General features: G+C 72.0%; 20 protein-coding genes. 4 read left to right on the top strand and 16 right to left on the bottom strand.

Annotation, left to right across the window (positions count from 1 at the left end; all coding sequences use genetic code 11):
- Window positions 1-233: 233 nt before the first annotated feature.
- The gene (locus ACZ7MF_RS37860) at window positions 234-1190 is read right to left on the bottom strand and encodes an NAD(P)-dependent alcohol dehydrogenase (protein WP_471482674.1); all 957 of its coding nucleotides are present in this window, start codon (window positions 1188-1190) and stop codon (window positions 234-236) included.
- A gap of 128 nt (window positions 1191-1318) precedes the next feature.
- On the opposite strand from ACZ7MF_RS37860, the gene ACZ7MF_RS37855 reads away from it, so the two are divergent.
- Window positions 1319-2023, top strand: a complete 705-nt coding sequence (locus tag ACZ7MF_RS37855; protein WP_471482673.1) for a TetR/AcrR family transcriptional regulator — start codon at window positions 1319-1321, stop codon at window positions 2021-2023.
- A gap of 22 nt (window positions 2024-2045) precedes the next feature.
- Here ACZ7MF_RS37855 and ACZ7MF_RS37850 read toward each other — a convergent pair whose 3' ends face one another.
- The 6 genes from ACZ7MF_RS37850 to ACZ7MF_RS37825 all read right to left on the bottom strand — a co-directional run bounded on the left by ACZ7MF_RS37850 (window position 2046) and on the right by ACZ7MF_RS37825 (window position 8701).
- The gene (locus tag ACZ7MF_RS37850) at window positions 2046-2822 is read right to left on the bottom strand and encodes an SDR family NAD(P)-dependent oxidoreductase (RefSeq protein ID WP_471482672.1); all 777 of its coding nucleotides are present in this window, start codon (window positions 2820-2822) and stop codon (window positions 2046-2048) included.
- A gap of 130 nt (window positions 2823-2952) precedes the next feature.
- Window positions 2953-4650 carry a bifunctional uroporphyrinogen-III C-methyltransferase/uroporphyrinogen-III synthase gene (locus ACZ7MF_RS37845; protein WP_471482671.1) on the bottom strand — a complete coding sequence of 566 codons (1698 nt, stop codon included), beginning with the start codon at window positions 4648-4650 and terminating at the stop codon, window positions 2953-2955.
- Window positions 4647-5606, bottom strand: a complete 960-nt coding sequence (gene hemC, locus ACZ7MF_RS37840) for a hydroxymethylbilane synthase (RefSeq protein ID WP_471482670.1) — start codon at window positions 5604-5606, stop codon at window positions 4647-4649. The genes ACZ7MF_RS37845 and hemC overlap by 4 nt, the downstream gene beginning before the upstream one ends.
- Window positions 5603-7348, bottom strand: coding sequence for a glutamyl-tRNA reductase (locus tag ACZ7MF_RS37835; protein WP_471482669.1), 1746 nt, complete (start codon window positions 7346-7348; stop codon window positions 5603-5605). The genes hemC and ACZ7MF_RS37835 overlap by 4 nt, the downstream gene beginning before the upstream one ends.
- Complete coding sequence (locus tag ACZ7MF_RS37830; protein ID WP_471482668.1) at window positions 7345-8121, bottom strand: redox-sensing transcriptional repressor Rex; 777 nt, start codon at window positions 8119-8121, stop codon at window positions 7345-7347. The genes ACZ7MF_RS37835 and ACZ7MF_RS37830 overlap by 4 nt, the downstream gene beginning before the upstream one ends.
- A gap of 274 nt (window positions 8122-8395) precedes the next feature.
- Window positions 8396-8701 carry a glutaredoxin family protein gene (locus tag ACZ7MF_RS37825; protein WP_385357588.1) on the bottom strand — a complete coding sequence of 102 codons (306 nt, stop codon included), beginning with the start codon at window positions 8699-8701 and terminating at the stop codon, window positions 8396-8398.
- A gap of 132 nt (window positions 8702-8833) precedes the next feature.
- Here ACZ7MF_RS37825 and ACZ7MF_RS37820 point away from each other — a divergent pair, with 132 nt between their 5' ends.
- The 3 genes from ACZ7MF_RS37820 to ACZ7MF_RS37810 all read left to right on the top strand — a co-directional run bounded on the left by ACZ7MF_RS37820 (window position 8834) and on the right by ACZ7MF_RS37810 (window position 12400).
- On the top strand, window positions 8834-9784 hold the full coding sequence (locus ACZ7MF_RS37820) for an HAD family hydrolase (protein WP_471482667.1): 951 nt from the start codon (window positions 8834-8836) through the stop codon (window positions 9782-9784).
- 325 nt (window positions 9785-10109) lie between these two features.
- The gene (locus ACZ7MF_RS37815) at window positions 10110-10904 is read left to right on the top strand and encodes an ECF subfamily RNA polymerase sigma factor, BldN family (protein WP_007443701.1); all 795 of its coding nucleotides are present in this window, start codon (window positions 10110-10112) and stop codon (window positions 10902-10904) included.
- Between the two features lie 248 nt (window positions 10905-11152).
- A complete protein-coding gene (locus ACZ7MF_RS37810; protein WP_471482666.1) occupies window positions 11153-12400 on the top strand; it encodes a DUF5667 domain-containing protein in 1248 nt (415 codons plus the stop codon).
- A 194-nt stretch (window positions 12401-12594) separates the two neighbouring features.
- Here ACZ7MF_RS37810 and ACZ7MF_RS37805 read toward each other — a convergent pair whose 3' ends face one another.
- The 9 genes from ACZ7MF_RS37805 to ACZ7MF_RS37765 form a co-directional block, all read right to left on the bottom strand.
- A complete protein-coding gene (locus tag ACZ7MF_RS37805) occupies window positions 12595-13692 on the bottom strand; it encodes a lysophospholipid acyltransferase family protein (RefSeq protein ID WP_471482665.1) in 1098 nt (365 codons plus the stop codon).
- 14 nt (window positions 13693-13706) lie between these two features.
- Window positions 13707-14768 (bottom strand): NAD-dependent epimerase/dehydratase family protein, encoded by a 1062-nt coding sequence (locus tag ACZ7MF_RS37800; protein WP_471482664.1) that lies wholly within the window; start codon window positions 14766-14768, stop codon window positions 13707-13709.
- A gap of 189 nt (window positions 14769-14957) precedes the next feature.
- Entirely contained in the window at window positions 14958-15056 is a 99-nt protein-coding gene (locus tag ACZ7MF_RS37795; protein WP_003948845.1) for a 30S ribosomal protein bS22, read from the bottom strand.
- Window positions 15057-15165: 109 nt separating this feature from the next.
- Entirely contained in the window at window positions 15166-15378 is a 213-nt protein-coding gene (locus tag ACZ7MF_RS37790; protein WP_004984898.1) for a helix-turn-helix domain-containing protein, read from the bottom strand.
- Between the two features lie 129 nt (window positions 15379-15507).
- Complete coding sequence (locus ACZ7MF_RS37785) at window positions 15508-16323, bottom strand: phosphatase (RefSeq protein ID WP_471482663.1); 816 nt, start codon at window positions 16321-16323, stop codon at window positions 15508-15510.
- Window positions 16324-16535: 212 nt separating this feature from the next.
- A complete protein-coding gene (locus tag ACZ7MF_RS37780) occupies window positions 16536-17708 on the bottom strand; it encodes an acetoin utilization protein AcuC (protein ID WP_471482662.1) in 1173 nt (390 codons plus the stop codon).
- Window positions 17659-18927 carry an MFS transporter gene (locus tag ACZ7MF_RS37775; protein WP_471482661.1) on the bottom strand — a complete coding sequence of 423 codons (1269 nt, stop codon included), beginning with the start codon at window positions 18925-18927 and terminating at the stop codon, window positions 17659-17661. Before ACZ7MF_RS37775 ends, ACZ7MF_RS37780 begins: the two co-directional genes overlap by 50 nt.
- Before the next feature lie 23 nt (window positions 18928-18950).
- On the bottom strand, window positions 18951-19667 hold the full coding sequence (locus tag ACZ7MF_RS37770) for a VC0807 family protein (protein WP_471482660.1): 717 nt from the start codon (window positions 19665-19667) through the stop codon (window positions 18951-18953).
- Window positions 19668-19743: 76 nt separating this feature from the next.
- On the bottom strand, window positions 19744-20391 hold the full coding sequence (locus ACZ7MF_RS37765; protein ID WP_471482659.1) for an HAD family hydrolase: 648 nt from the start codon (window positions 20389-20391) through the stop codon (window positions 19744-19746).
- Between the last annotated feature and the right edge of the window lie 107 nt (window positions 20392-20498).

The following is a 20498-nucleotide window of genomic DNA, read 5'->3' as shown; positions in this document are numbered from 1 at the left end:
CGGCGTGCGAGGAACGAGGGACGAGGACGAGGTCGACGTGCGAAAGCGCTACGTCGCGAACTCGGAATCAGGGCGCGGAGTGTGAACGCATCACGTACCCCTTGAGGGAAGGGCGCTCGCCCGATCGCCGGTCGGCCCACTGCTCTTTGACCGGCGCCACGCGGCACCACCCTCATTACACGCACCTGCCCGCCCCCTGTCAACGCGGGCCCGCCCGCCACCGGTTGCCGGACCTACTGCACCCGCACGACGTGCTTGCCCCGAACGCCCCCGGCCGCCAGGGCCCGTTGGGCGTCGGCGACCCCGTCGAGCGGGTGGACGGTGTCGACGACGGGGACGATGTCACCGCGCTCGGCGAGCCGGGCGGCCTCGGCGAGCAGCGCGCCGTCGGGATTGCCGCTGAAGAAGCGGATGCGCCCCTTGCCGTGGGCGACGGAACCGAGCACGGTACCGAGCCACGCGAGCGGCCGGTCGAGGTCGGGGGCGACGGCGACCATGCGCCCGCCCGGCGCCAGCAGCCGCCGCACTCGGGCCTGCTCGGTGCCGACGGTGTCGAGGACGACGTCGAAGCGGCCGAGCGCGGACAGCGCGGTCGTCCGGTGGTCCAACGCCTCCTCGGCGCCCAGCCCCCGCACGAAGTCGAGGTTGCGCCCGCCCGCGAGCGCGACGACACGTGCCCCGAGCACCTTTCCCACCTGCACGGCGACGCTGCCCACGCCCCCGCTTCCGCCCCGCACGAGCAGCCGCTCACCGGGCTGCAGGGCGGCCTTGTCGCGCAGCGCGGTCACCGCCGTGGTCGCGCCCGCGATCAACGAGACGGCCTCCTCCGGCGTGAGGTTCTCGGGGGCGGCCGAGATCCGCCGGGGGCTGACGGCGACGTACTCGGCCATGCTGCCGGTACGGCGCCCCAGCAGCCCCCACACCCGCTGTCCCTCCCGGATCCCGCGCACCGAGGCCCCGACCTCGGCCACCTCGCCCGCGAAGTCGATGCCGCACCCCTTGGGAAAGGTCCGGCCGGTCACCAGGCGCACCTTCCCCGTCCGGTCGTGCAGGTCCCCGCCGTTGACCGCGGCGGCACGCACCCGCACCAGCACCTCGTCGGGGCCGATGGCGGGCACCGGCCGCCGTCCGACGTACAGCACCTCGGGAGGCCCGTAGCGGTCGAAGAGAACCGCCTTCATCTCACCCATGTCTCGGCCCATGTCTCGTGATCCACATCGTGTTCGGGAAGTGCGGAGGCGGGGCCCGCATCCGCTGCTAACCTCACGCTAGACACCTAAGTGGACGGCACCCTCCACTTGACCCGGAAGTGAGAAACATGCCTGACCAGCCCTCTCACAAGCCCGCAGAGCACAGACCCGCGGAGCACACCACCGGGTTCCCTCCGCCGGACGCGCTGCGGGCCGACGCCCGCCGCAACCGCGAACGCGTCCTGGAGGCCGCCCGCGAGGTCTTCGCCGCCCAGGGGGTGGACGCCCCGATGAGCGCGGTCGCCCGCCGGGCGGGCGTCGGCGTCGCCACCCTCTACCGCCGCTTCCCCACCCGCTCGTCCCTCGTGACCGCGGCCTTCGACGACCAGCTCGCCGTGTGCGCGACCGCGTTCGAGGAGGCCCTGGCCGACCCCGACCCGGGACACGGCCTGTACACGCTCCTGCGGAAGGTGTGCACCACCCTGGTCACCGACCGCGGCTTCGAGACGGTGTTCATGGCCGGTTTCCCGGCGTCCCTGGACTACGACCGGGAACGCGCCTGCGCCGAGGAGCGCCTGGCGCACCTGGTCCAGCGCGCCCGCGACGCCGGCCAACTCCGCGAGGACTTCTCCCCCGCCGACATCCCCCTGCTCCTCCTGGCGGTGAGCGGCCTGGCCTCCCAGCCCCCCGAAACCGCCGTCCCCGCCGCCCACCGCCTCCTCACCTACCTCTTCCAGTCCTTCCAGGCCGACCCTCCGGCCCGGCCGGCCCCCCTGCCGCCCGCCCCGGCGCTGGACCTGAGCGGGCTGCACCGGTCGGCGGGGCACCCGTAGCGGGTGCGCCCCCCGCCCTCGGCTACTCGGGGAACGGACCGCGGACCGAGACCCCGCCGTCCAGCACGATCTGCTGGCCGGTGACGTAGCGCGACTCGTCCGAGGCGAGATAGACGGCTGCGGCCGCCATCTCCTCCGACGTGCCGTAGCGGCCCGCCGGGATCTCCGGAACCCATGCGGCGGAGGGACCGGCGTTGACGGCGGTACTGATCGCCCCACCCGCGACGACGTTCATCCGGATGCCGTCGGCCGCGTACTCGGCCGCGACGGTCCGCGCCAGACTGTGCAGGCCGGCCTTGGCCGCGCCGTAACCGGCCTGCATCGGCGCGGCCATGAAGCCGGTGACCGAGCCGATGCCGACGATGCTCCCGCCGGTCCCCTGCTCCAGGAACAGCCGCAGCACCCGTCGTACCGCGCGCGCCACATAGCGCAGGTTCAGTTCGTAGACGGTGTCCCAGTCGGCGTCCGCCATCTCGTGCAGCTTGACCGCGGGTACGAACGCCACCTGCCCGCCGACGACCGTGATCAGGACGTCAAGACCGCCGAGCCGTTCGGCCGCGCCGACGATCACGTCTTCGAGCTGCTCGCGGGAACGGACGTCGCCGCTCAGCGCATGGGCGACGTGTCCGGCCGCCAGCAACTCGTCCGCCGCCTCGGTCGCCCGCGCGGCATCCACGTCGGCCACCGCCACTGCCGCCCCGGCGGCCGCACAGGAACGGACGATGCTCCGGCCGATCCCCGCCCCGCCACCGCCGATCACCAGAGTCCGCTTGCCCTCAAGCCTGCCCAACCCGGTCATGCACCCTCCACCGTCGTCAAGTCGCCCAAGGCTAGGCGCAGTCGCCCCCCGCCCACTTGCGGTCCGGGCAACGACGACGGGGCGCCCCCTGACCAGGGACGCCCCGCATCAGCTCACGCGGAAGACCACCTCAGGTCGAAGACCGCCGTCTCCGTGACCCCGGCCGCCGCTCGCTCGGGCGCGTCACCGGGTCCCCCGCCTCCAGGGCCGCCGCCCGGCGGCGCAGGCCGAAGTCGGCCAGGGCCTCCGCCAGCTTGTGGACGGACGGTTCGGGAGCCATCACGTCGACACGCAGCCCGTGCTCCTCGGCCGTCTTGGCCGTCGCCGGGCCGATGCACGCGATCACCGTGACGTTGTGCGGCTTGCCCGCGATGCCGACCAGGTTGCGGACCGTGGACGACGACGTGAAGAGCACCGCGTCGAAGCCACCGCCCTTGATGGCCTCCCGGGTCGTGGCCGGGGGCGGCGAGGCGCGCACCGTGCGGTAGGCCGTGACGTCGTCGACCTCCCAGCCCAGCTCGATCAGACCGGCGACCAGCGTCTCGGTGGCGATGTCGGCCCGGGGGAGGAAGACACGGTCGATCGGATCGAAGACCGGGTCGTACGGCGGCCAGTCCTCCAGCAGACCGGCGGCCGACTGCTCGCCGCTCGGCACCAGGTCCGGCTTCACGCCGAAGGCGATCAGCGCGTTGGCCGTCTGCTCGCCCACCGCGGCGACCTTGATGCCGGCGAAGGCGCGGGCGTCGAGGCCGTACTCCTCGAACTTCTCGCGGACCGCCTTCACCGCGTTGACCGACGTGAACGCGATCCACTCGTAGCGGCCCGTCACCAGGCCCTTGACCGCCCGCTCCATCTGCTGCGGGGTGCGCGGCGGTTCCACCGCGATGGTCGGGACCTCGCTGGGGACGGCCCCGTAGGACCGCAGCTGGTCGGAGAGCGAAGCCGCCTGCTCCTTCGTGCGCGGGACGAGGACCTTCCAGCCGAACAGCGGCTTGGACTCGAACCACGACAGCTGGTCGCGCCGGGCGGCGGAGCTGCGCTCGCCGACCACGGCTATCACCGGGCGGCCGCCGTCCGGGGACGGCAGCACCTTCGCCTGCTTCAGGGTCTGGGCGACCGTGCCGAGCGTCGCCGTCCAGGTGCGCTGCCGCGTGGTCGTACCGGCGATCGTCACCGTCAGCGGGGTGTCCGGCTTGCGGCCCGCCGAGACCAGCTCGCCGGCCGCCGCCGCGACCGAGTCGAGCGTCGTCGACACGACCACCGTGCCGTCGGAGGCGCCCACCTCGGTCCAACAGCGGTCCGACGCCGTACGGGCGTCCACGAAGCGCACGTCCGCGCCCTCCGCGTCCCGCAGCGGCACACCGGCGTACGCGGGCACGCCGACGGCGTTCGCGACGCCCGGGACGACCTCGAAGGGCACCCCCGCCGCGGCGCACGCCAGCATCTCCTCGGCGGCGTACGCGTCGAGCCCGGGGTCACCGGTCACCGCACGCACGACCCGCCTGCCGCCCCGCGCGGCCTCCATGACAAGATGTGCGGCATCCCGCACAGCGGGGGCGCCGAGGGTCGTTGACGCACCGTCAACTACCGTCAGCTGGGGCGCGCCTGTGCCCGGATCCGACGGATCGGCATCCGTGTGCACTTCCGACACGCCCTGCCTCGCGTGCGTGCGCACGACGTCGAGCACCTCGTGCTCGGCGACGAGGACGTCCGCGTGGGACAGCGCCTCCACGGCGCGCAGAGTCAGCAGTCCCGGATCTCCGGGTCCGGCACCGAGGAAGGTGACGTGCCCGTGTTCCGGACCGGCGGGAAGGGTGGTGGGGCTCACTGTGCTCGCTCCCCCATCAGACCGGCCGCGCCCTGGGCGAGCATCTCGGTGGCGAGTTCGCTACCGAGTGCCAGCGCCGCCTCGTGCGTCTCGGGCACGGGACCGGTGGTGGACAGCTGCACCAGCGTCGAGCCGTCGGTCGTGCCGACGACGCCGCGCAGGCGCATTTCCTTGACAGTCTGCCCGTCGGCCAGAAGGTCGGCCAGCGCCCCCACGGGTGCGCTGCAGCCGGCCTCCAGGGCGGCGAGCAGTGACCGCTCGGCCGTTACGGCGGCCCGCGTGAACGGGTCGTCGAGCTCGGCGAGCGCGGCGATCAGCGAGGCGTTGTCCGCCGCGCACTCGACCGCCAGTGCCCCCTGGCCGGGGGCCGGCAGAACCGTGTCGACCGACAGGAAGTCGGTCACCTCGTCGATGCGCCCCACCCGGTTCAGCCCGGCGGCGGCCAGCACGACCGCGTCCAGCTCACCGCTGCGGACGTATCCGATGCGGGTGTCGACGTTGCCCCGGATCGGGACGGTCTCGATCTCCATCCCGTGGGTGCGGGCGTACGCGTTCAGCTGCGCCATGCGGCGCGGCGCGCCCGTGCCGATGCGCGCCCCGCTCGGGAGGTCGGTCAGCTTGCGCGCGTCCCGGGCGACGACCACGTCCCGCGGGTCCTCGCGCTCCGGGATCGCGGCCACGACCAGGCCTTCGTGCTGCGCGGTGGGGAGGTCCTTGAGCGAGTGAACCGCGAAGTCCACCTCACCCCGGAGCAGCGCGTCGCGCAGCGCGGCGACGAACACCCCCGTGCCGCCGATCTGCGCCAGGTGCTCTCGCGACGTGTCGCCGTACGTGGTGATCTCGACCAGCTCAACGGGCCGACCGGTCACCTGGCTCACGGCGTCCGCCACCTGCCCGGACTGGGCCATGGCGAGCTTGCTCCGCCTGGTCCCCAGCCTCAGTGCCTTCTCAGTCATGCCGGCCCTCGGTTCTTCTCAGTGCTGTTCTCGGCGCGGGAGACGGAGGCCACCGTCTCCTGGTCGAGGTCGAACAGGGTGCGCAGCGCGTCCGCGTACCCGGCGCCGCCGGGTTCGGCGGCGAGCTGCTTGACCCGCACCGTCGGCGCGTGCAGCAGCTTGTCGACCACACGCTTGACGGTCTGGGTGATCTCGGCCCGGTGCTTGTCGTCGAGCCCCGGCAGCCGCCCTTCCAGGCGGGCGATCTCGCCGGCCACGACGTCCGCGGCCATGCTGCGCAGCGCGACCACGGTGGGCGTGATGTGCGCGGCGCGCTGGGCGGCGCCGAAGGCGGTGACCTCGTCGGCGACGATCCGGCGGACCATGTCGACGTCGGCGGCCATCGGTGCGTCGGCGGAGGCCTCGGCGAGCGACTCGATGTCCACCAGGCGGGCCCCGGCGAGCCGGTGCACGGCGGCGTCGACGTCCCGCGGCATCGCGAGGTCGAGCAGGAAGAGCACGGGCTCGGGGCGGGGCACCTCGGCGACCGGCTCCGGGCGGCGGCGCTCGGGGATGCGGCCGACGCGGGTCGCCGTCGCGGCGAGCGCGCCGATCAGCTCGGCGTCCGCCTCCGGACCGCTCCGGCCCGACTCGCGCGGCCGGTCCACCGCCGTACCGCCCGCGGCCCACGCCCCGTGCTGCTCCAGCGTCGCCGCGTCCAGGCCGGCCACGGCGGCCTCGCCCATGACGGAGAAGCCGGAGGGGACGGAGGACACGGAGGAGAGGTCCAGGGGGCAGTTCTCGTCGGCGGCGCTCCCGGCACCCGGCAGTGGCGTTTCGCCGGCTTCCCGTACGGCGGTCTCCCGTACGGCGGTGTCCGCGACGGCGGGCGCGCCGGTGCGGCCCTGCACCGTCGCCGCCACCGAGTCGGCCGTGAGGACGAGACCGGTCGCACCGGTGCAGGAGACGGCCACGTCGGCACGTGTCAGCTCGTCCGGCACCGAGTCCATCGGTACCGCGCGGGCCAGCACGTCCGTGTCGTCGCCCTCGGAGAGACGTTGTCCATATTGCTCTTCGAGCAGGAGTGCGAGGCGCTCGGCGCGCTCGAAGGTGCGGTTGGCGACCACGATCTCGGCGACCCCGGCCCGCGCCAGCGTCGCGGCGGCCAGCGAGGACATCGAACCGGCGCCGATGACCAGCGCCTTCTTGCCCCGGGCCCACTGCTGGACGTCGGCTCCGGCGGACAGCTGCTCCAGGCCGAAGGTGACCAGGGACTGTCCGGCGCGGTCGATGCCGGTCTCGGAGTGGGCGCGCTTGCCGACCCGCAGCGCCTGCTGGAACAGGTCGTTCAGGAGCCGTCCGGCGGTGTGCAGGTCCTGGGCGCGGGCCAGCGAGTCCTTTATCTGGCCGAGGATCTGCCCCTCGCCGACCACCATCGAGTCCAGCCCGCAGGCCACCGAGAACAGGTGGTGGACGGCCCGGTCCTCGTAGTGCACGTAGAGGTGGGGGGTCAGCTCCTCCAGGCCGACGCCGCTGTGCTGGGCGAGCAGCGTGGACAGCTCGGCGACACCGGCGTGGAACTTGTCCACGTCGGCGTACAGCTCGATGCGGTTGCAGGTGGCCAGCACCGCGGCCTCGGCGGCCGGTTCGGCGGCGACCGTGTCCTGGAGCAGCTTGAGCTGCGCGTCCGCGTTCAGCGAGGCCCGCTCGAGCACGCTGACGGGGGCGCTGCGGTGGCTCAGCCCGACGACGAGGAGGCTCATGCCGGCATCACGGCGGGTACGTCCCCGTCGGGTCCCTGGTCGGTGGAGCCGGTGGAGCGCTGCTGCTTGCGGGCGGCGACGGGCGGTGCGACGCCGTCGGCCGCGGCCTCCTCACCCGCCTTGCGCTGCTCGTGGAAGGCGAGGATCTGCAGCTCGATGGAGAGGTCGACCTTGCGCACGTCGACGCCCTCGGGGACGTTCAGCACGGTCGGCGCGAAGTTCAGGATGGAGGTGACACCGGCGGCCACGAGGCGGTCGCAGACCTGCTGGGCGGCGCCGGCGGGGGTCGCGATCACACCGATCGAGACACCGTCGTCCTGGATGATCTTCTCCAGCTCGTCGGTGTGCTGCACCGGGATGCCGGCGACGGGCTTTCCGGCCATTCCCGGATCGGCGTCGATGAGTGCGGCGACGCGGAACCCGCGGGAGGCGAAACCGCCGTAGTTGGCGAGCGCGGCACCGAGGTTGCCGATACCGACGATCACAACCGGCCAGTCCTGGGTGAGGCCGAGTTCGCGCGAGATCTGGTAGACGAGATACTCGACGTCGTAGCCGACACCACGCGTCCCGTAGGAGCCGAGGTAGGAGAAGTCCTTGCGCAGCTTCGCGGAGTTGACCCCCGCGGCGGCCGCCAGCTCCTCGGAGGAGACCGTGGGCACCGAGCGCTCGGACAGCGCGGTCAGTGCGCGAAGGTACAGCGGAAGCCTGGCGACGGTGGCCTCGGGAATCCCTCGGCTGCGGGTCGCCGGTCGGTGTGCTCGGCCAGTTGCCACGGTGCTCCTGCGGGTAGAGCGGGGCTGTAGGCGGTCATACGTCCCTACATGACCGCCCCGTCGAATGCAGGCTATGTCTTTGTGAACGCGTGCACAAAGATGGTGTCCGATTTGCCCGGCCAACGTGACCGGGGTCACGCGCCCCCGGCGCACGGAACGGGAACCGGCACATACGTACTCTCGTTCCTCACTCATCGGGGGCAAAGCCGTACACGCTCCTCACGATCAACGCCCCCGAGACCTGGTCGCCATCGATCCTAAGCGACCATACGGACTACTTGTACTGATCGGTCAGTACCTTGCGCAGCCGTTCCTCGTTCACACGCCAGAAGGTGTGCTGCCGGCCGTCGACCAGTACGACCGGAATCTGTTCCCAGTACTGGTCGTGGAGCCCGCGGTCCTCGGTGATGTCCTTCCCCTCCCAGGGGACGCCGAGTTCCGCGCAGACCTTCTCGACGACGAGCTGTGCGTCATCACACAGATGACAGCCGGGTTTGCGGATGAGGGTGACGAGATGGTTCTCGGAGTGCTCAGGGGGCTGCGTGGGCTTCCGGCGGAAGAGGGGACTCATGCCGGCCATTCTCGCGCGCGCGGGCGGGACCGCGGGCGAGCCCTCGGAGCGCGGCCGCTTAACGAGACCGCCGCCCGACGTTCACAGCCTGCGAACCCGTCGGCTCCGAAGCATCCGAACAAGCTGGCTATGCTCACTGGCATGGCCGCTCTTCGATGGCTCACTCCCCGTAGGCGCTCCGCCACGGCACGGAGCGTGTTGGCAGGCGAGGCCTCGGCGGAGGCAGCCCGCAAGTCCGCGGAAGCCGCCGAGCTCGCCGGGCCCCCGCAGGAAACCGCCTCCGACTCCGGCATCGCCGAACCGGAGTTCCCGGTCCACGGCGACGACCGCGCGGCCGCCTTCTTCGACCTCGACAACACCGTCATGCAGGGCGCCGCGATCTTCCACTTCGGCCGGGGCCTGTACAAGCGGAAGTTCTTCGAGACCCGCGACCTCGCCCGCTTCGCCTGGCAGCAGGCGTGGTTCCGGCTGGCCGGGTTCGAGGATCCGGAGCACATGCAGGACGCCCGCGACTCCGCGCTCTCCATCGTCAAGGGCCACCGCGTCTCCGAGCTGAAGTCGATCGGCGAGGAGATCTACGACGAGTACATGGCCGAGCGGATCTGGCCCGGCACCCGCGCCCTCGCCCAGGCCCACCTGGACGCCGGGCAGAAGGTCTGGCTGGTCACGGCCGCCCCGGTGGAGATCGCCCAGGTGATCGCCCGCCGCCTGGGCCTGACCGGCGCGCTCGGCACGGTGGCCGAGTCGATCGGCGGCGTCTACACGGGCAAGCTGGTCGGCGAGCCGCTGCACGGCCCCGCGAAGGCCGAGGCGGTCCGGGCGCTGGCCGCGGCCGAGGCCCTGGACCTGTCCCGCTGCGCCGCCTACAGCGACTCCCACAACGACATCCCGATGCTGTCGCTGGTCGGACACCCGTACGCCATCAACCCGGACTCCAAGCTGCGCAAGCACGCCCGCGAGCTGGAGTGGCGGCTGCGCGACTACCGCACCGGGCGCAAGGCCGCCAAGGTCGGCATCCCCGCGGCCGCGGGCGTCGGGGCGGTGGCGGGCGGCACCGCGGCGGCCATCGCGCTGCACCGCCGCCGCCGTTGACCGGCCGTCGACCCGGTCGTCGACCCAATCGGGATGACGTACCCCAGGGACCGGCTTTCCAGTCCCCTGTACTCACATCGACCACAACACGCTCTGTAGTCACACGGAATCCGAACCGTTCCGGTCACCAAGCGATCATTCTGGCGCAGCTGATCGAGCGTCAATCGGGCACAGAAGCGACGTAATCGATGATTTGAGCAACTGGGCGTAGCAGTGCCTGCACGAAGCGTTATTCTCCTCAGACGCATTCCGGTGCCCCACCTTCGCTACGACGGGTGAATGGTTCCGTACTGCACGTGATGGAAGCTCTGCCTCTGGGAGTCCCGTGTACCCACACGTCGGGGTTGACGCCTCGGGCCTGGCTACGCTGCGCGCAACGGTCAAATCAGCCCAAGACCTTTTGCGCGGCTTCGTCCCCACCGCGTATGCCGTCCCCGCCCTCGCCGCGGCCGCCGTGCCCGCCGGTCCGTGCTACGCACTGGCCGAAGGAAGCGCCGCCGTCGGCAGACGAGCGCGGTCGTCCTCGTCCGGGGCCGCCGCCACCACCCACCGCCGCCCCGCCGCGGACAGCGACAGCGCCCGCATGATGGAGCTGGTCGAGCGGGCCCAGGCCGGCGAGGCCGACGCCTTCGGCCGGCTCTACGACCAGTACAGCGACACCGTGTACCGCTACATCTACTACCGCGTGGGAGGCAAGGCCACCGCCGAGGACCTCACCAGCGAGACCTTCCTGCGGGCGCTCAGGCGCATCGGCACCTTCACCTGGCAGGGCCGCGACTTCGGCGCCTGGCTCGTGACGATCGCCCGCAACCTGGTCGCCGACCACTTCAAGTCCAGCCGTTTCCGCCTCGAGGTCACCACCGGCGAGATGCTCGACGCCAACGAGGTCGAGCGCTCCCCCGAGGACTCCGTCCTCGAGTCCCTCTCCAACGCCGCCCTGCTGGAGGCCGTACGGCGGCTCAACCCACAGCAGCAGGAGTGCGTGACCCTGCGCTTCCTCCAGGGCCTCTCGGTCGCCGAGACCGCCCGGGTCATGGGCAAGAACGAGGGCGCCATCAAGACGCTCCAGTACCGGGCCGTGCGCACCCTCGCCCGGCTGCTCCCCGACGACGCCCGCTGAGAGCCGCCCGTCGAGGCGCTCACCCTTCGTGTTCCCCAAGTCACCACTGGTGAGAGTCCGTTGAGTCCGCCGTCCGATCATCCAGCGTCCGTAACCCAAGTGCCGCGCCGCTCGTTGTGCGGGATGCAGGCTCCCTGTGGTCACTCCCTGGCCGACTCCGATCACCCGATCGGATGGTTCCGACCAGGGCGTGCAACCCTCAGGACCCCCTGGGGAGTCGACCGTGATGACGAGAGGAGGTGCCGCCAGTGATCGCGAACGTATCGGCACACCGGCGGGCGAACGCCTTCGCCCAGGCCCTGGAGGAGCAGTCGGATCCCGGGGCGGCGGCCGAGCAGTCCGGAGGGCCGGCGACCGCCGGGGCCACCGCGGAACCGACCGAGCAGGGTCGCCTGGTGACCCTCGCCCATGGTCTGGAGACGCTGCCCCGGCCCGAGCTGGATCCCGAGGTCAAGGTCGTCCAGCGGGCCCAGCTCGTGGCCGCTTTCGAGGCCATGCTGCAGGAGGGCACCGCGAGCGGCGGGGCGACGGACACGTCGGTACCGGAGCAGCGCCGGGCGCGCGGCACCCATCGGGCGGCCCCGCTGAGCAGGTTCCGGCCCCGCTCGCGGCTGGCCAAGGGCCTCACCGCGGGCGGACTGAGCGTGAGCGTGGCCGCCGGTGCCTTCGGCGGAGTCGCCGCCGCCAGTTCGGACGCCCTGCCCGGCGACTCGCTCTACGGCCTCAAGCGCGGCATAGAGGACTTCCGCCTCGGCCTCGCCGACGGCAACGACGAGCGGGGCCGGGCCTATCTGGACCTCGCCTCGACCCGGCTCAGCGAGGCACGCCGGCTGATGGAGCGCGGCCGCAGCGGCCCCCTCGACCACGAGTCCCTCGGCGAGGTCCGCCGCGCCCTGTCCGGCATGCGGCACGACGCCTCCGAGGGCCACCGCCTGCTCAGCGCGGCCTATGCCCACGACCCCGACTCGCTGGCCCCCATGCAGGCCCTCTCCGCCTTCTCCCAGTCCCACCGGGAGACCTGGGGAGCGCTGCGCGAGCGGCTGCCCGTGCAGCTCGGGGACGTCAGTGAGCAGGTGTCGTCGGTGTTCGACGCCATAGACGACGACGTGGCCCCGCTGCAGTCCATGCTGCCGCAGCCGCCAGCCCAGGACGAGGACGGCGGGGACGACGGTCTGCCGGGCGGTTCCGGCTCGACGACCACCGACACCCCCGGCTCCGGTCACTCCTCGGCGCCCCGCACCGGCGACGAGGGCACGTCCGAGCGCGGTCGCTCGCAGTCCGACCGGCCCAGCGAGTCCGCCGAGTCCGGCGACGAGAGCGACGGCCTGCTCGGCGGCGGCACCGGCGGCCTGCTGGACCCGCCGAAGGACGACAGCGGCACCGCCTCCCCGTCCACGGGCGGCAACACCCCGCCCACGGAGCCGGACGTCACCCTCCCGCCCCTCCTCCCGGGCCTCCTGCCCGGCCTGGGCATCGAGGCGGAGGACGCGGACTGAGCCGACGCGGCGCGTGTACGGCGGTGGGACAGGCCCATCGCCGTACTGGCCGTCAGAAGAACACCGACCTCCGCTGCACCAGCAGCGTGGCCCCCCTGTCTGCTGCCCTCGCACCGCTCCGCGGGCTTCGGCCGGCTGCGCCGGACTCCGTCCGCCGGCTCAGTGCCCCCACCACGCCGTCCACGCACCGCGCCTCAGAAGAACACCGACCTCCGCTGCACCAGCAGCTTGTAGAGCGTGTGCTGGATCTGCTCTCTCACCTGGTCGGTCAGGTTGAACATCAGCACCGGGTCCTCGGCCGCCTCCGGCGCGTAGCCGTCCGTCCGGATCGGCTCACCGAACTGGATCGTCCACTTCGTCGGCAGCGGCACCGCGCCCAGCGGCCCCAGCCACGGGAAGGTCGGCGTGAGCGGGAAGTACGGGAAGCCCAGCAGCCGCGCCAGGGTCTTGGAGTTGCCGATCATCGGGTAGATCTCCTCCGCCCCGACGATCGAGCACGGAACGATCGGCGCCCCCTGCCGCAGCGCCGTGGAGACGAAGCCGCCCCGCCCGAACCGCTGGAGCTTGTAGCGCTCGCCGAACGGCTTGCCGATGCCCTTGAAGCCCTCCGGCATCACCCCGACCAGCTCGCCCTGCGCCAACAGCCGTTCGGCGTCCTCCGCGCAGGCCAGTGTGTGGCCCAGCTTGCGCGCCAGCTCGTTGACCACCGGCAGCACGAACACCAGGTCCGCCGCCAGCAGCCGCAGGTGCCGGTCGGCCGGATGGTGGTCGTGCACGGCGACCTGCATCATCAGCCCGTCCAGCGGCAGGGTCCCGGAGTGGTTGGCGACGATCAGCGCACCGCCCTCGGCCGGGATGTTCTCCACGCCCTTGACCTCGACCCGGAAGTACTTCTCGTACACCGGGCGCAGCAGGGACATCAGCACCTGGTCGGTCAGCTCGGCGTCGTAGCCGAAGTCGTCGACCTCGTAGTCGCCGGTGAGCCGGCGGCGCAGGAAGGACAGACCGGCCGCGACGCGCCGCTCCAGGCCGCCGTCCTGGTCGCCGTCGTCCTGATCGCCCTCGTCCTGGTCGCCGCCGTCGCCGACCGCCGACCGCGGCTCGGGCGACTCGTCCGGCCCGGGGGCGGGGTCCTGCGCGGCGGCTCCCCGTACGGGCAGCGGCTGCACGTCGCCCACCGGCCCCTCGCCCACCGGCGCCGACTCCGCCGCACCGCCCCTGCGTCGGCTCCCCGCGCCGCGGCTTCCCCGCGACCGGTCGTCGTCGAACGGAATGACCTTGGCGTCCGCCATCGTTGATGCGCTCCTCAGTTGGCGCTCTGCGTCGGGAGGTGACCGCTGCCCGGCAGGGACAGCTCCGCGATCCGGTCGACGGCCCCCGCGAGGGCCTCGGGCGGCAGCAGCCCGGCACCGCGCCCGCGGGCGAAGTCCGCGAACGCCCCGGCCGTCGAGTACTTCGGCCGGAAGCCCAGCGTCTCGCGCATCTGCGTGGTGTCCACCACCCGACCGTGGGTGAGCAGCCGGATCTGCTCGGGGGAGAAGTCCGTCATCCCCAGCGTACGCACGAGCGAACCCGCCCAGGTGACCGCCGGCAGCAGCAACGGCACCGTGGGACGGCCGAGGCGCCGCGAGCACTGCGAGAGCAGCAGCACACCGTCCCCGGCGATGTTGAAGGTCCCGCTGTTCAACGTGGACCGCCGCGGCTCGTCCGCGCAGACCCGCAGGACCTCGACCACGTCGTCCTCGTGCACGAACTGCAGCCGCGGGTCGTAGCCGAACACCGTGGGCAGCAACGGCAGTCCGAAGTACGAGGCGAGCGGCGTGTCCGCGGCCGGGCCGAGGATGTTGGCGAACCGCAGCACGGTCACCGACACGTCCGGCCGCCGGCGCGCGAAGCCCCGCACGTACCCCTCGACCTCGACGGCGTCCTTGGCGAAGCCGCCGCTGGGCAGGGACTTGGGCGCAGTGGTCTCGGTGCAGACGGCCGGGTCGCGCGGCGCGGACCCGTAGACGTTCGTACTGGACTTCACCACCAGCCGCCGCACCGTCGGCGACTTCTGACAGGCGCCGAGCAGCTGCATCGTGCCGATGACGTTGGTCTCCTTCACCGAGGCGCGACTGCCGCTGCCCAGCGGCGTGCCCGTCACGTCCAGGTGCACCACCGTGTCGGCACGCGTCTGGGCCAGTACCCGCCCGATGGCCGACTGCCGGATGTCCGCCTGGACGAACTCGGCGCCGCCCAGATGGTGCTCGGGCGCGACGGCGTCCACGCCGATCACCCGCTCCACGCCGGGATCACGCTGGACGCGCCGGACGAACCGGCCGCCCAGCTGCCGGGCCACTCCGGTCACGAGCACGACCTTGCCCAAGATCAGCGCCTTCCTTCCGCCTGCACCGTAGCCTGCCGCGTTCCCCGCCTGCGGGCCAACTTAGCCGGTAGGTGTTGCGCCGTGATGACCGCCGGACGCGGCACATGACGAAAAATGACGGCCGAACGACTGTGGCCCCCCACCGGATGCGGTGGGGGGCCACAGACCACGCCGACGGCGCAGCGTCGCTTACTTCTTGTTGCGACGCTGAACGCGCGTGCGCTTCAGCAGCTTGCGGTGCTTCTTCTTGGCCATCCGCTTGCGCCGCTTCTTGATAACAGAGCCCACGACAGTCCTCGCTCACTTCTCATCACTCGGTTGGTGAGCGCCATGGGCCCACACGACCTACGAGGGGCCAGCCTACCGGTCCGAGCGCTGAGGGTGTAATCGAGGCCAGTCAGGCCGTTTCCACCCCCACATAGCTCTCGCGGAGGTACTCGTGAACCGCTTGCTCCGGGACGCGGAACGACCGTCCCACCCGGATCGCGGGCAGATGACCGCTGTGCACCAACCGGTACACGGTCATCTTGGACACGCGCATCACCGAGGCGACCTCCGCCACGGTAAGGAACTGAACCTCGTTCAGAGGCCTCTCGCCAGCTGCAGCCATGACACACCTGAACCTTCCGCACTCGACGGCCACCGGCTTCCCCTTCCGGTGACTCTTCGTCGCTGCGTGCTCACTCCCCAATGTAGGGGCGGGTGATGCGAATGGGGAAGAGGTGCACCCATCGCTTCCCTACCGTGACAGACACGCCCGATTGAGTACGTAGCGGGTAAGCGGTCGGTAGTACTCGGACCGCACGGCGTCATCAAGTGGAACGGCGACGGACACGAACCCCTCGGCCTCCCCCACGAAGAGCGCGGGATCGTCCGTATCGGCCGGCCCGATCGCCTCGAACCCCAGCTGACCTGCTCCGCAGACCCACCCGTGGTCCCCGATCACCAACTCGGGCAGTGGCCCGCCGCCCTCGGCCGCGGCGGCCAGCGCGGTCCGAACCGGCAGCGGCGAGTGCGTGTGCGCGCCGGGCTCACCACCGGCGCGCCCGGCACCGGGCTCCCGCACCAACGCGACTCCGCGGACGTAGTCGAGGTTGTACGTGCGTAGGCCGAACCGGGTCGTTATGTCGACAGAGCGACCCTGCGCCGGGGTGAGGACAGTACATCCCGCCGCCGACAGCGCCTCGGCCAAGGCGACGTAGAAGCCGAGCAGTCGGTGCGGGTGCCCGGTGCCGAGCAGCACCGGGGCCCGGCGTCCGGCGGCCGCCGCGAGCCGCCCGGCGAAGGCGTCCAGCGCCGCGAGGGTCCGGTCCGGGTCGATGACGTCCTGGCCCGAGACGTCACACGGATCGGCCGAAACCCCGCACCTCTCCGCCATCAGCCCGAGCAGCTCCCGCTGCCCCCAGTCCCGCTCCGGATCGATCCCGATCAGCACCCGGGGATCCCTAGCGGCGAACAACCGGTAACTCCGCAGACTCACCTCCCGAGAGGTCGCCACCACGCCGGCCAGCCGGACATCAAGAAGATGAGCCCGAAGAGCTCCACGGGTCAGCACACCTCCGATGCTGCCGGGTCCTTCCATCACCGGAAGAGGAAACGGGGGAATCTACGCACGGTCGGCGTAACACCCGTGCCCCCCCCCAGCTGCGGGCAATCGTGCCGCTGGGGCGGCACGGGTGGGCGCAGCGGCACCCCGCGACGCCGGGCTGCGCACCGCCCCCCGCCCAGCACCAACGCCGGGCAACCGGAAAACGCCCGAGAAACCCCCTACGCCAACAACCCCCGCAACGGAAAAACCGCCCGCCGAGCCGCCCGCACCGCCTGATCCAACCGATCCGCAGGGTCGTACCCCGCCTCCCACGAGGCATACGACACCGGCCACCGCCCATCAGTCATCCGCATCGGCCCAAGCTGCCGCGTCCGCGCGTACACCTCCTGCCGCCACCCCTCCGGAATCACCGTCTCCGGCTCCACCGGCCGCCCCGCCGCGATCCCCACCAGATGCGCCCACGACCGCGGCACCACCTCCACCACGGCGTATCCACCCCCGCCGAGCGCCACCCACCGCCCCCCGGCGTACTCGTGCGCCAGCCCGTGACACGCCACCTGCACCGCCCGCTGCGCGTCCAGCGACACCGCCAGATGCGCCAGCGGATCCTCGAAGTGCGTGTCGGCGCCGTGCTGCGTCACCAGCACCTGCGGCCGGAACTCCGCGAGGACCTCCGGCACCACCGCGTGGAACGCCCGCAGCCACCCCGCGTCCCCGGTCCCCGCCGGCAGCGCGACGTTCACGGCCGACCCCTCGGCGCAGTCCGCCCCCGTCTCCTCCGGCCAACCGGTCTGCGGGAACAGCGTCGCCGGATGCTCGTGCAGCGACACCGTCAGGACCCGCGGGTCCTCCCAGAACGCCGCCTGCACCCCGTCCCCGTGGTGCACGTCGACGTCCACGTACGCGACCCGCTCGGCCCCCAGCTCCAGCAGCCGCGCGATCGCCAGCGCCGCGTCGTTGTACACGCAGAACCCGGACGCCGCCCCCGGCATCGCGTGGTGCAGCCCGCCCGCGAAGTTCACCGCGTGCAGCGCGTCCCCGCGCCACACCGCCTCCGCCGCCCCCACCGACTGCCCGGCGATCAGCGAGGACACCTCGTGCATCCCCGCGAAGGCAGGGTCGTCGACCGTCCCGAGCCCGTACGAACCGTCCGCCGACCGCGGATCCGCCGACGCCGCCCGCACCGCGTCGATGTAGTCCTCCCGGTGGACGAGCCGCAGCGTCGACTCCCCGGCCGGCCGCGCCGCGACGACCTCCACCTCCCGGTCGAGCCCGAGGGCACCGACCAGACTGCGCGTCAGGGCGAGCCGGACCGGGTCCATCGGATGCTCGGGACCGAAGTCATAGCCCGTTACTGCCTCGTCCCACATCAGCTGTGCGCGGCCGCTCATGCCCGCCACCGTATCGGTCCGGTTGACCCTCGAACGACCTGGCGTACACGACCGTCACCAGCACCAACACCATCGGCACGAGCATCGCCCCGCGATAGCTCCAGGCGTCCCCGAGCGCGCCCACCAACGGCGAACCGATCAGGAAGCCGACGTAGTTGAACACATTGAGCCGCGCCACCGCCGCGTCGGAAGCCCCCGGGCGACCGTCCCTCTCCGCCGCCAGCCGCCCCGCCGCCGCGAACGTCTGCGGCACCAGCACACACAGCCCGAGACCCAGCAGCGTGAACCCCAGCATCCCCACCCAGGCTCCCGGCGCCGAGGCCACCACGGCGAACCCGCCCGCCGCGACGACCGCCCCGCCCCGCACCACCGCCACGGCCCCGAACCGACGCACCCCGAAGTCCCCGAGGGCCCGCCCCACCAGCGTGGTCACCATGTAGACGTTGTACGGCACAGTGGCCAGCTGCTCCGAACTCCCCAGCACGTCCTGGAGGTACTTCGCGCTCCAGTTGGAGACGGTCGAGTCCCCGATGTACGCGAACGTCATCACCAGACACAGCGGCAGCAGCACCTTGAAGCCGACACCCGCGCCGACTCCGCCCCCGCCCGTGACCTCACCCGTGCCCGTGCCCGTGCCCGCGCCCTCCGCGCCGCCCTCACGGTCCCCGTCGACGTACCACCGGCTCCCGACCAGCGCGGCCGGCAACAGCAACACCACCACCGGCAGATACGACACCCACAGCGCCAGACCCCAGTGCGCCCCCGCCCAGGCCAGCGAGGCCCCCAGAATCCCGCCCAGGCTGTACCCGGCGTGAAACCCGAGCATGATGCTTCGCCCGTACGCCCGTTGCAGGCTCACGCCGAGCATGTTCATCGACGCGTCCAGCGCGCCCACCGCCAGCCCGAAGACCGCCAGGGCGACGGCCAGCACCGCCACCCGGTCCCCCGCCCCGACCCCGAGCAGCGCCAACAGCACCACCGGCTGGGACCAGCGCAGCAGCCGGCTCGGCCGCACTCGCCGCACCAGGCGCTCGCTCACCACGCTCCCGACCCCGGCCAGGATCGGCACGGCGGCCAGGAAGACGGGCAGCAGCGCGTCGGAGACGCCGTACCGGTCCTGGATGGCCGGGATACGCGTCACCAGCAGGGCGAAGGCGACACCCTGGGCGAAGAAACCGAACGCGAGCGAGGCCCTGCCGCGCCGCAGCACATCAGTCATGGCGGCGAGCGTAGGGCCCCGGCTTACCCGTGGGTAGATCCAACCAAAGATGAATTCTTCTCAGCTTCCAGGACCGCGTCGAAGGCATCGACGGCGTCGTCCGTGGTGACGGCGGCCCCGATCATGTGGGCCATGGGCCCCGCCCCCAGCGCACCACTCACCACGAACGCGACCAGCATCGTCACGATCATGACGACCGTCCCGAGCCACACCATCGTGTCGACGGGCAACGCGTAGACCCCCACGATCCGCACCCCGCACTCGCCGACGAAGGCGACTCCCCACACCGCCGAGAACCGCAGCTCCGCCCGCCTGAACGCCGACGACTCACGCCGCAGCCGTCCCCAGGCCGCCTCCCGGCCCGCGTCCCCCTTCACCAGCCACGGCTTCAGGGTCGCCGTCATCATCGGCCGCCCGAGCAGCACCGACCCCAGCAGCGCGAACCCGACCAGGCTGGTGACCGCGCTGTCCTTGGCCAGCATCAGCCGGGCGTCCCCCGTCCCGAAGCCCATCAGCAGCCCGGCCAGGTTGGCCAGCAGGATGAGCAGCGGCAGCACGTTCACCTCCCGCTGCCTCAGCACCCCCCAACCGGTCCGCAGCAAGGGCCCGACACTGCTCCAGCCGAGCGCCGCGACCGCGCTCGTCCCGAACGCTCCCGTCAGCAGGTAGTACGACCCGACGGGCACGCCCACGTCCAGGAGCAGCGACACGACGGTCCGAGACTTACGAGGCTTGGTCATGCACTCAGCTTCGCGGCCGGGCAGGGTCCCGCAGTAGAAACAACCGTCCGGATCCGCGCATGACAAATGTCAGGCCTCAGCCGCGCAACAGGTCGGCCAACTCCCCCATGTCCGCGAAGAGCCGAGTGGCTCCGTCGAGCTTCCCGGCGGGCGTCATCGCGGTGAACCCGTACACGTCCATCCCGGCCGCGACGGCCGCCCGCACGCCCAGCGGACTGTCCTCGACCACGACACACCGCTCCGGCGCCACGCCCATCCGCGCGGCCGCGTGCAGGAACAGATCCGGCGCCGGCTTCCCTCGCCCCACGTCCTGGGAACTGAAGATCCGCTCGTCGTCGAACCACCGGTCGAGCCCGGCCTTGCGATGCCCCATCCGAATCCGCTCGTGACTCCCGGAGGAGGCCACGCAGTACGCCACCCCGTCCGCGGCGAGCTTCTCCAGCACACCGGCAGCGCCAGGAACGGGCTCCAGCTCCCGCTCGAAGGCGGCGAACACCCGCCCGTGGAAGACATCGTCGAAGTCCTCGGGCAGTCGCCGCCCCGTCCGCTCCAGCACGAGGTCGTGCACGCGGTGCATGGCACCACCCATGTAGTCCCGCAGCGAGTCCTCGTAGGACGTCGGGTGCCCCAGCTCGGTCAGATAGCCGGCCAGCAGCCGATTCGAGATCGGCTCACTGTCGACGAGAACACCGTCGTTGTCGAAGATAACCAAGTCGTAGCGCATACGGAGACCCTAAACGCAGAAAACCCCGCACCGTTCCCGGTGCGGGGTCTCCCAGCAATAATTGTTCGGCGGCGTCCTACTCTCCCACAGGGTCCCCCCTGCAGTAC

The sequence above is a fragment of the Streptomyces sp. NPDC111628 genome (assembly GCF_055635195.1).
Note: the sequence above shows the minus strand (reverse complement) of the source record. Positions and strands in the feature narration are given on the sequence as shown.

Bases quoted from the DNA above. Each gene is read 5' to 3' on its own strand.
- ACZ7MF_RS37860 (WP_471482674.1), bottom strand. From the start codon at position 1,190: ATGGGTGAGATGAAGGCGGTTCTCTTCGACCGCTACGGGCCTCCCGAG.
- ACZ7MF_RS37855 (WP_471482673.1), top strand. From the start codon at position 1,319: ATGCCTGACCAGCCCTCTCACAAGCCCGCAGAGCACAGACCCGCGGAG.
- ACZ7MF_RS37850 (WP_471482672.1), bottom strand. From the start codon at position 2,822: ATGACCGGGTTGGGCAGGCTTGAGGGCAAGCGGACTCTGGTGATCGGC.
- hemC (WP_471482670.1), bottom strand. From the start codon at position 5,606: ATGACTGAGAAGGCACTGAGGCTGGGGACCAGGCGGAGCAAGCTCGCC.
- ACZ7MF_RS37835 (WP_471482669.1), bottom strand. From the start codon at position 7,348: ATGAGCCTCCTCGTCGTCGGGCTGAGCCACCGCAGCGCCCCCGTCAGC.
- ACZ7MF_RS37825 (WP_385357588.1), bottom strand. From the start codon at position 8,701: ATGGCCGGCATGAGTCCCCTCTTCCGCCGGAAGCCCACGCAGCCCCCT.
- ACZ7MF_RS37820 (WP_471482667.1), top strand. From the start codon at position 8,834: ATGGCCGCTCTTCGATGGCTCACTCCCCGTAGGCGCTCCGCCACGGCA.
- ACZ7MF_RS37805 (WP_471482665.1), bottom strand. From the start codon at position 13,692: ATGGCGGACGCCAAGGTCATTCCGTTCGACGACGACCGGTCGCGGGGA.
- ACZ7MF_RS37790 (WP_004984898.1), bottom strand. From the start codon at position 15,378: ATGGCTGCAGCTGGCGAGAGGCCTCTGAACGAGGTTCAGTTCCTTACC.
- ACZ7MF_RS37780 (WP_471482662.1), bottom strand. From the start codon at position 17,708: ATGAGCGGCCGCGCACAGCTGATGTGGGACGAGGCAGTAACGGGCTAT.
- ACZ7MF_RS37775 (WP_471482661.1), bottom strand. From the start codon at position 18,927: ATGACTGATGTGCTGCGGCGCGGCAGGGCCTCGCTCGCGTTCGGTTTC.
- ACZ7MF_RS37770 (WP_471482660.1), bottom strand. From the start codon at position 19,667: ATGACCAAGCCTCGTAAGTCTCGGACCGTCGTGTCGCTGCTCCTGGAC.
- ACZ7MF_RS37765 (WP_471482659.1), bottom strand. From the start codon at position 20,391: ATGCGCTACGACTTGGTTATCTTCGACAACGACGGTGTTCTCGTCGAC.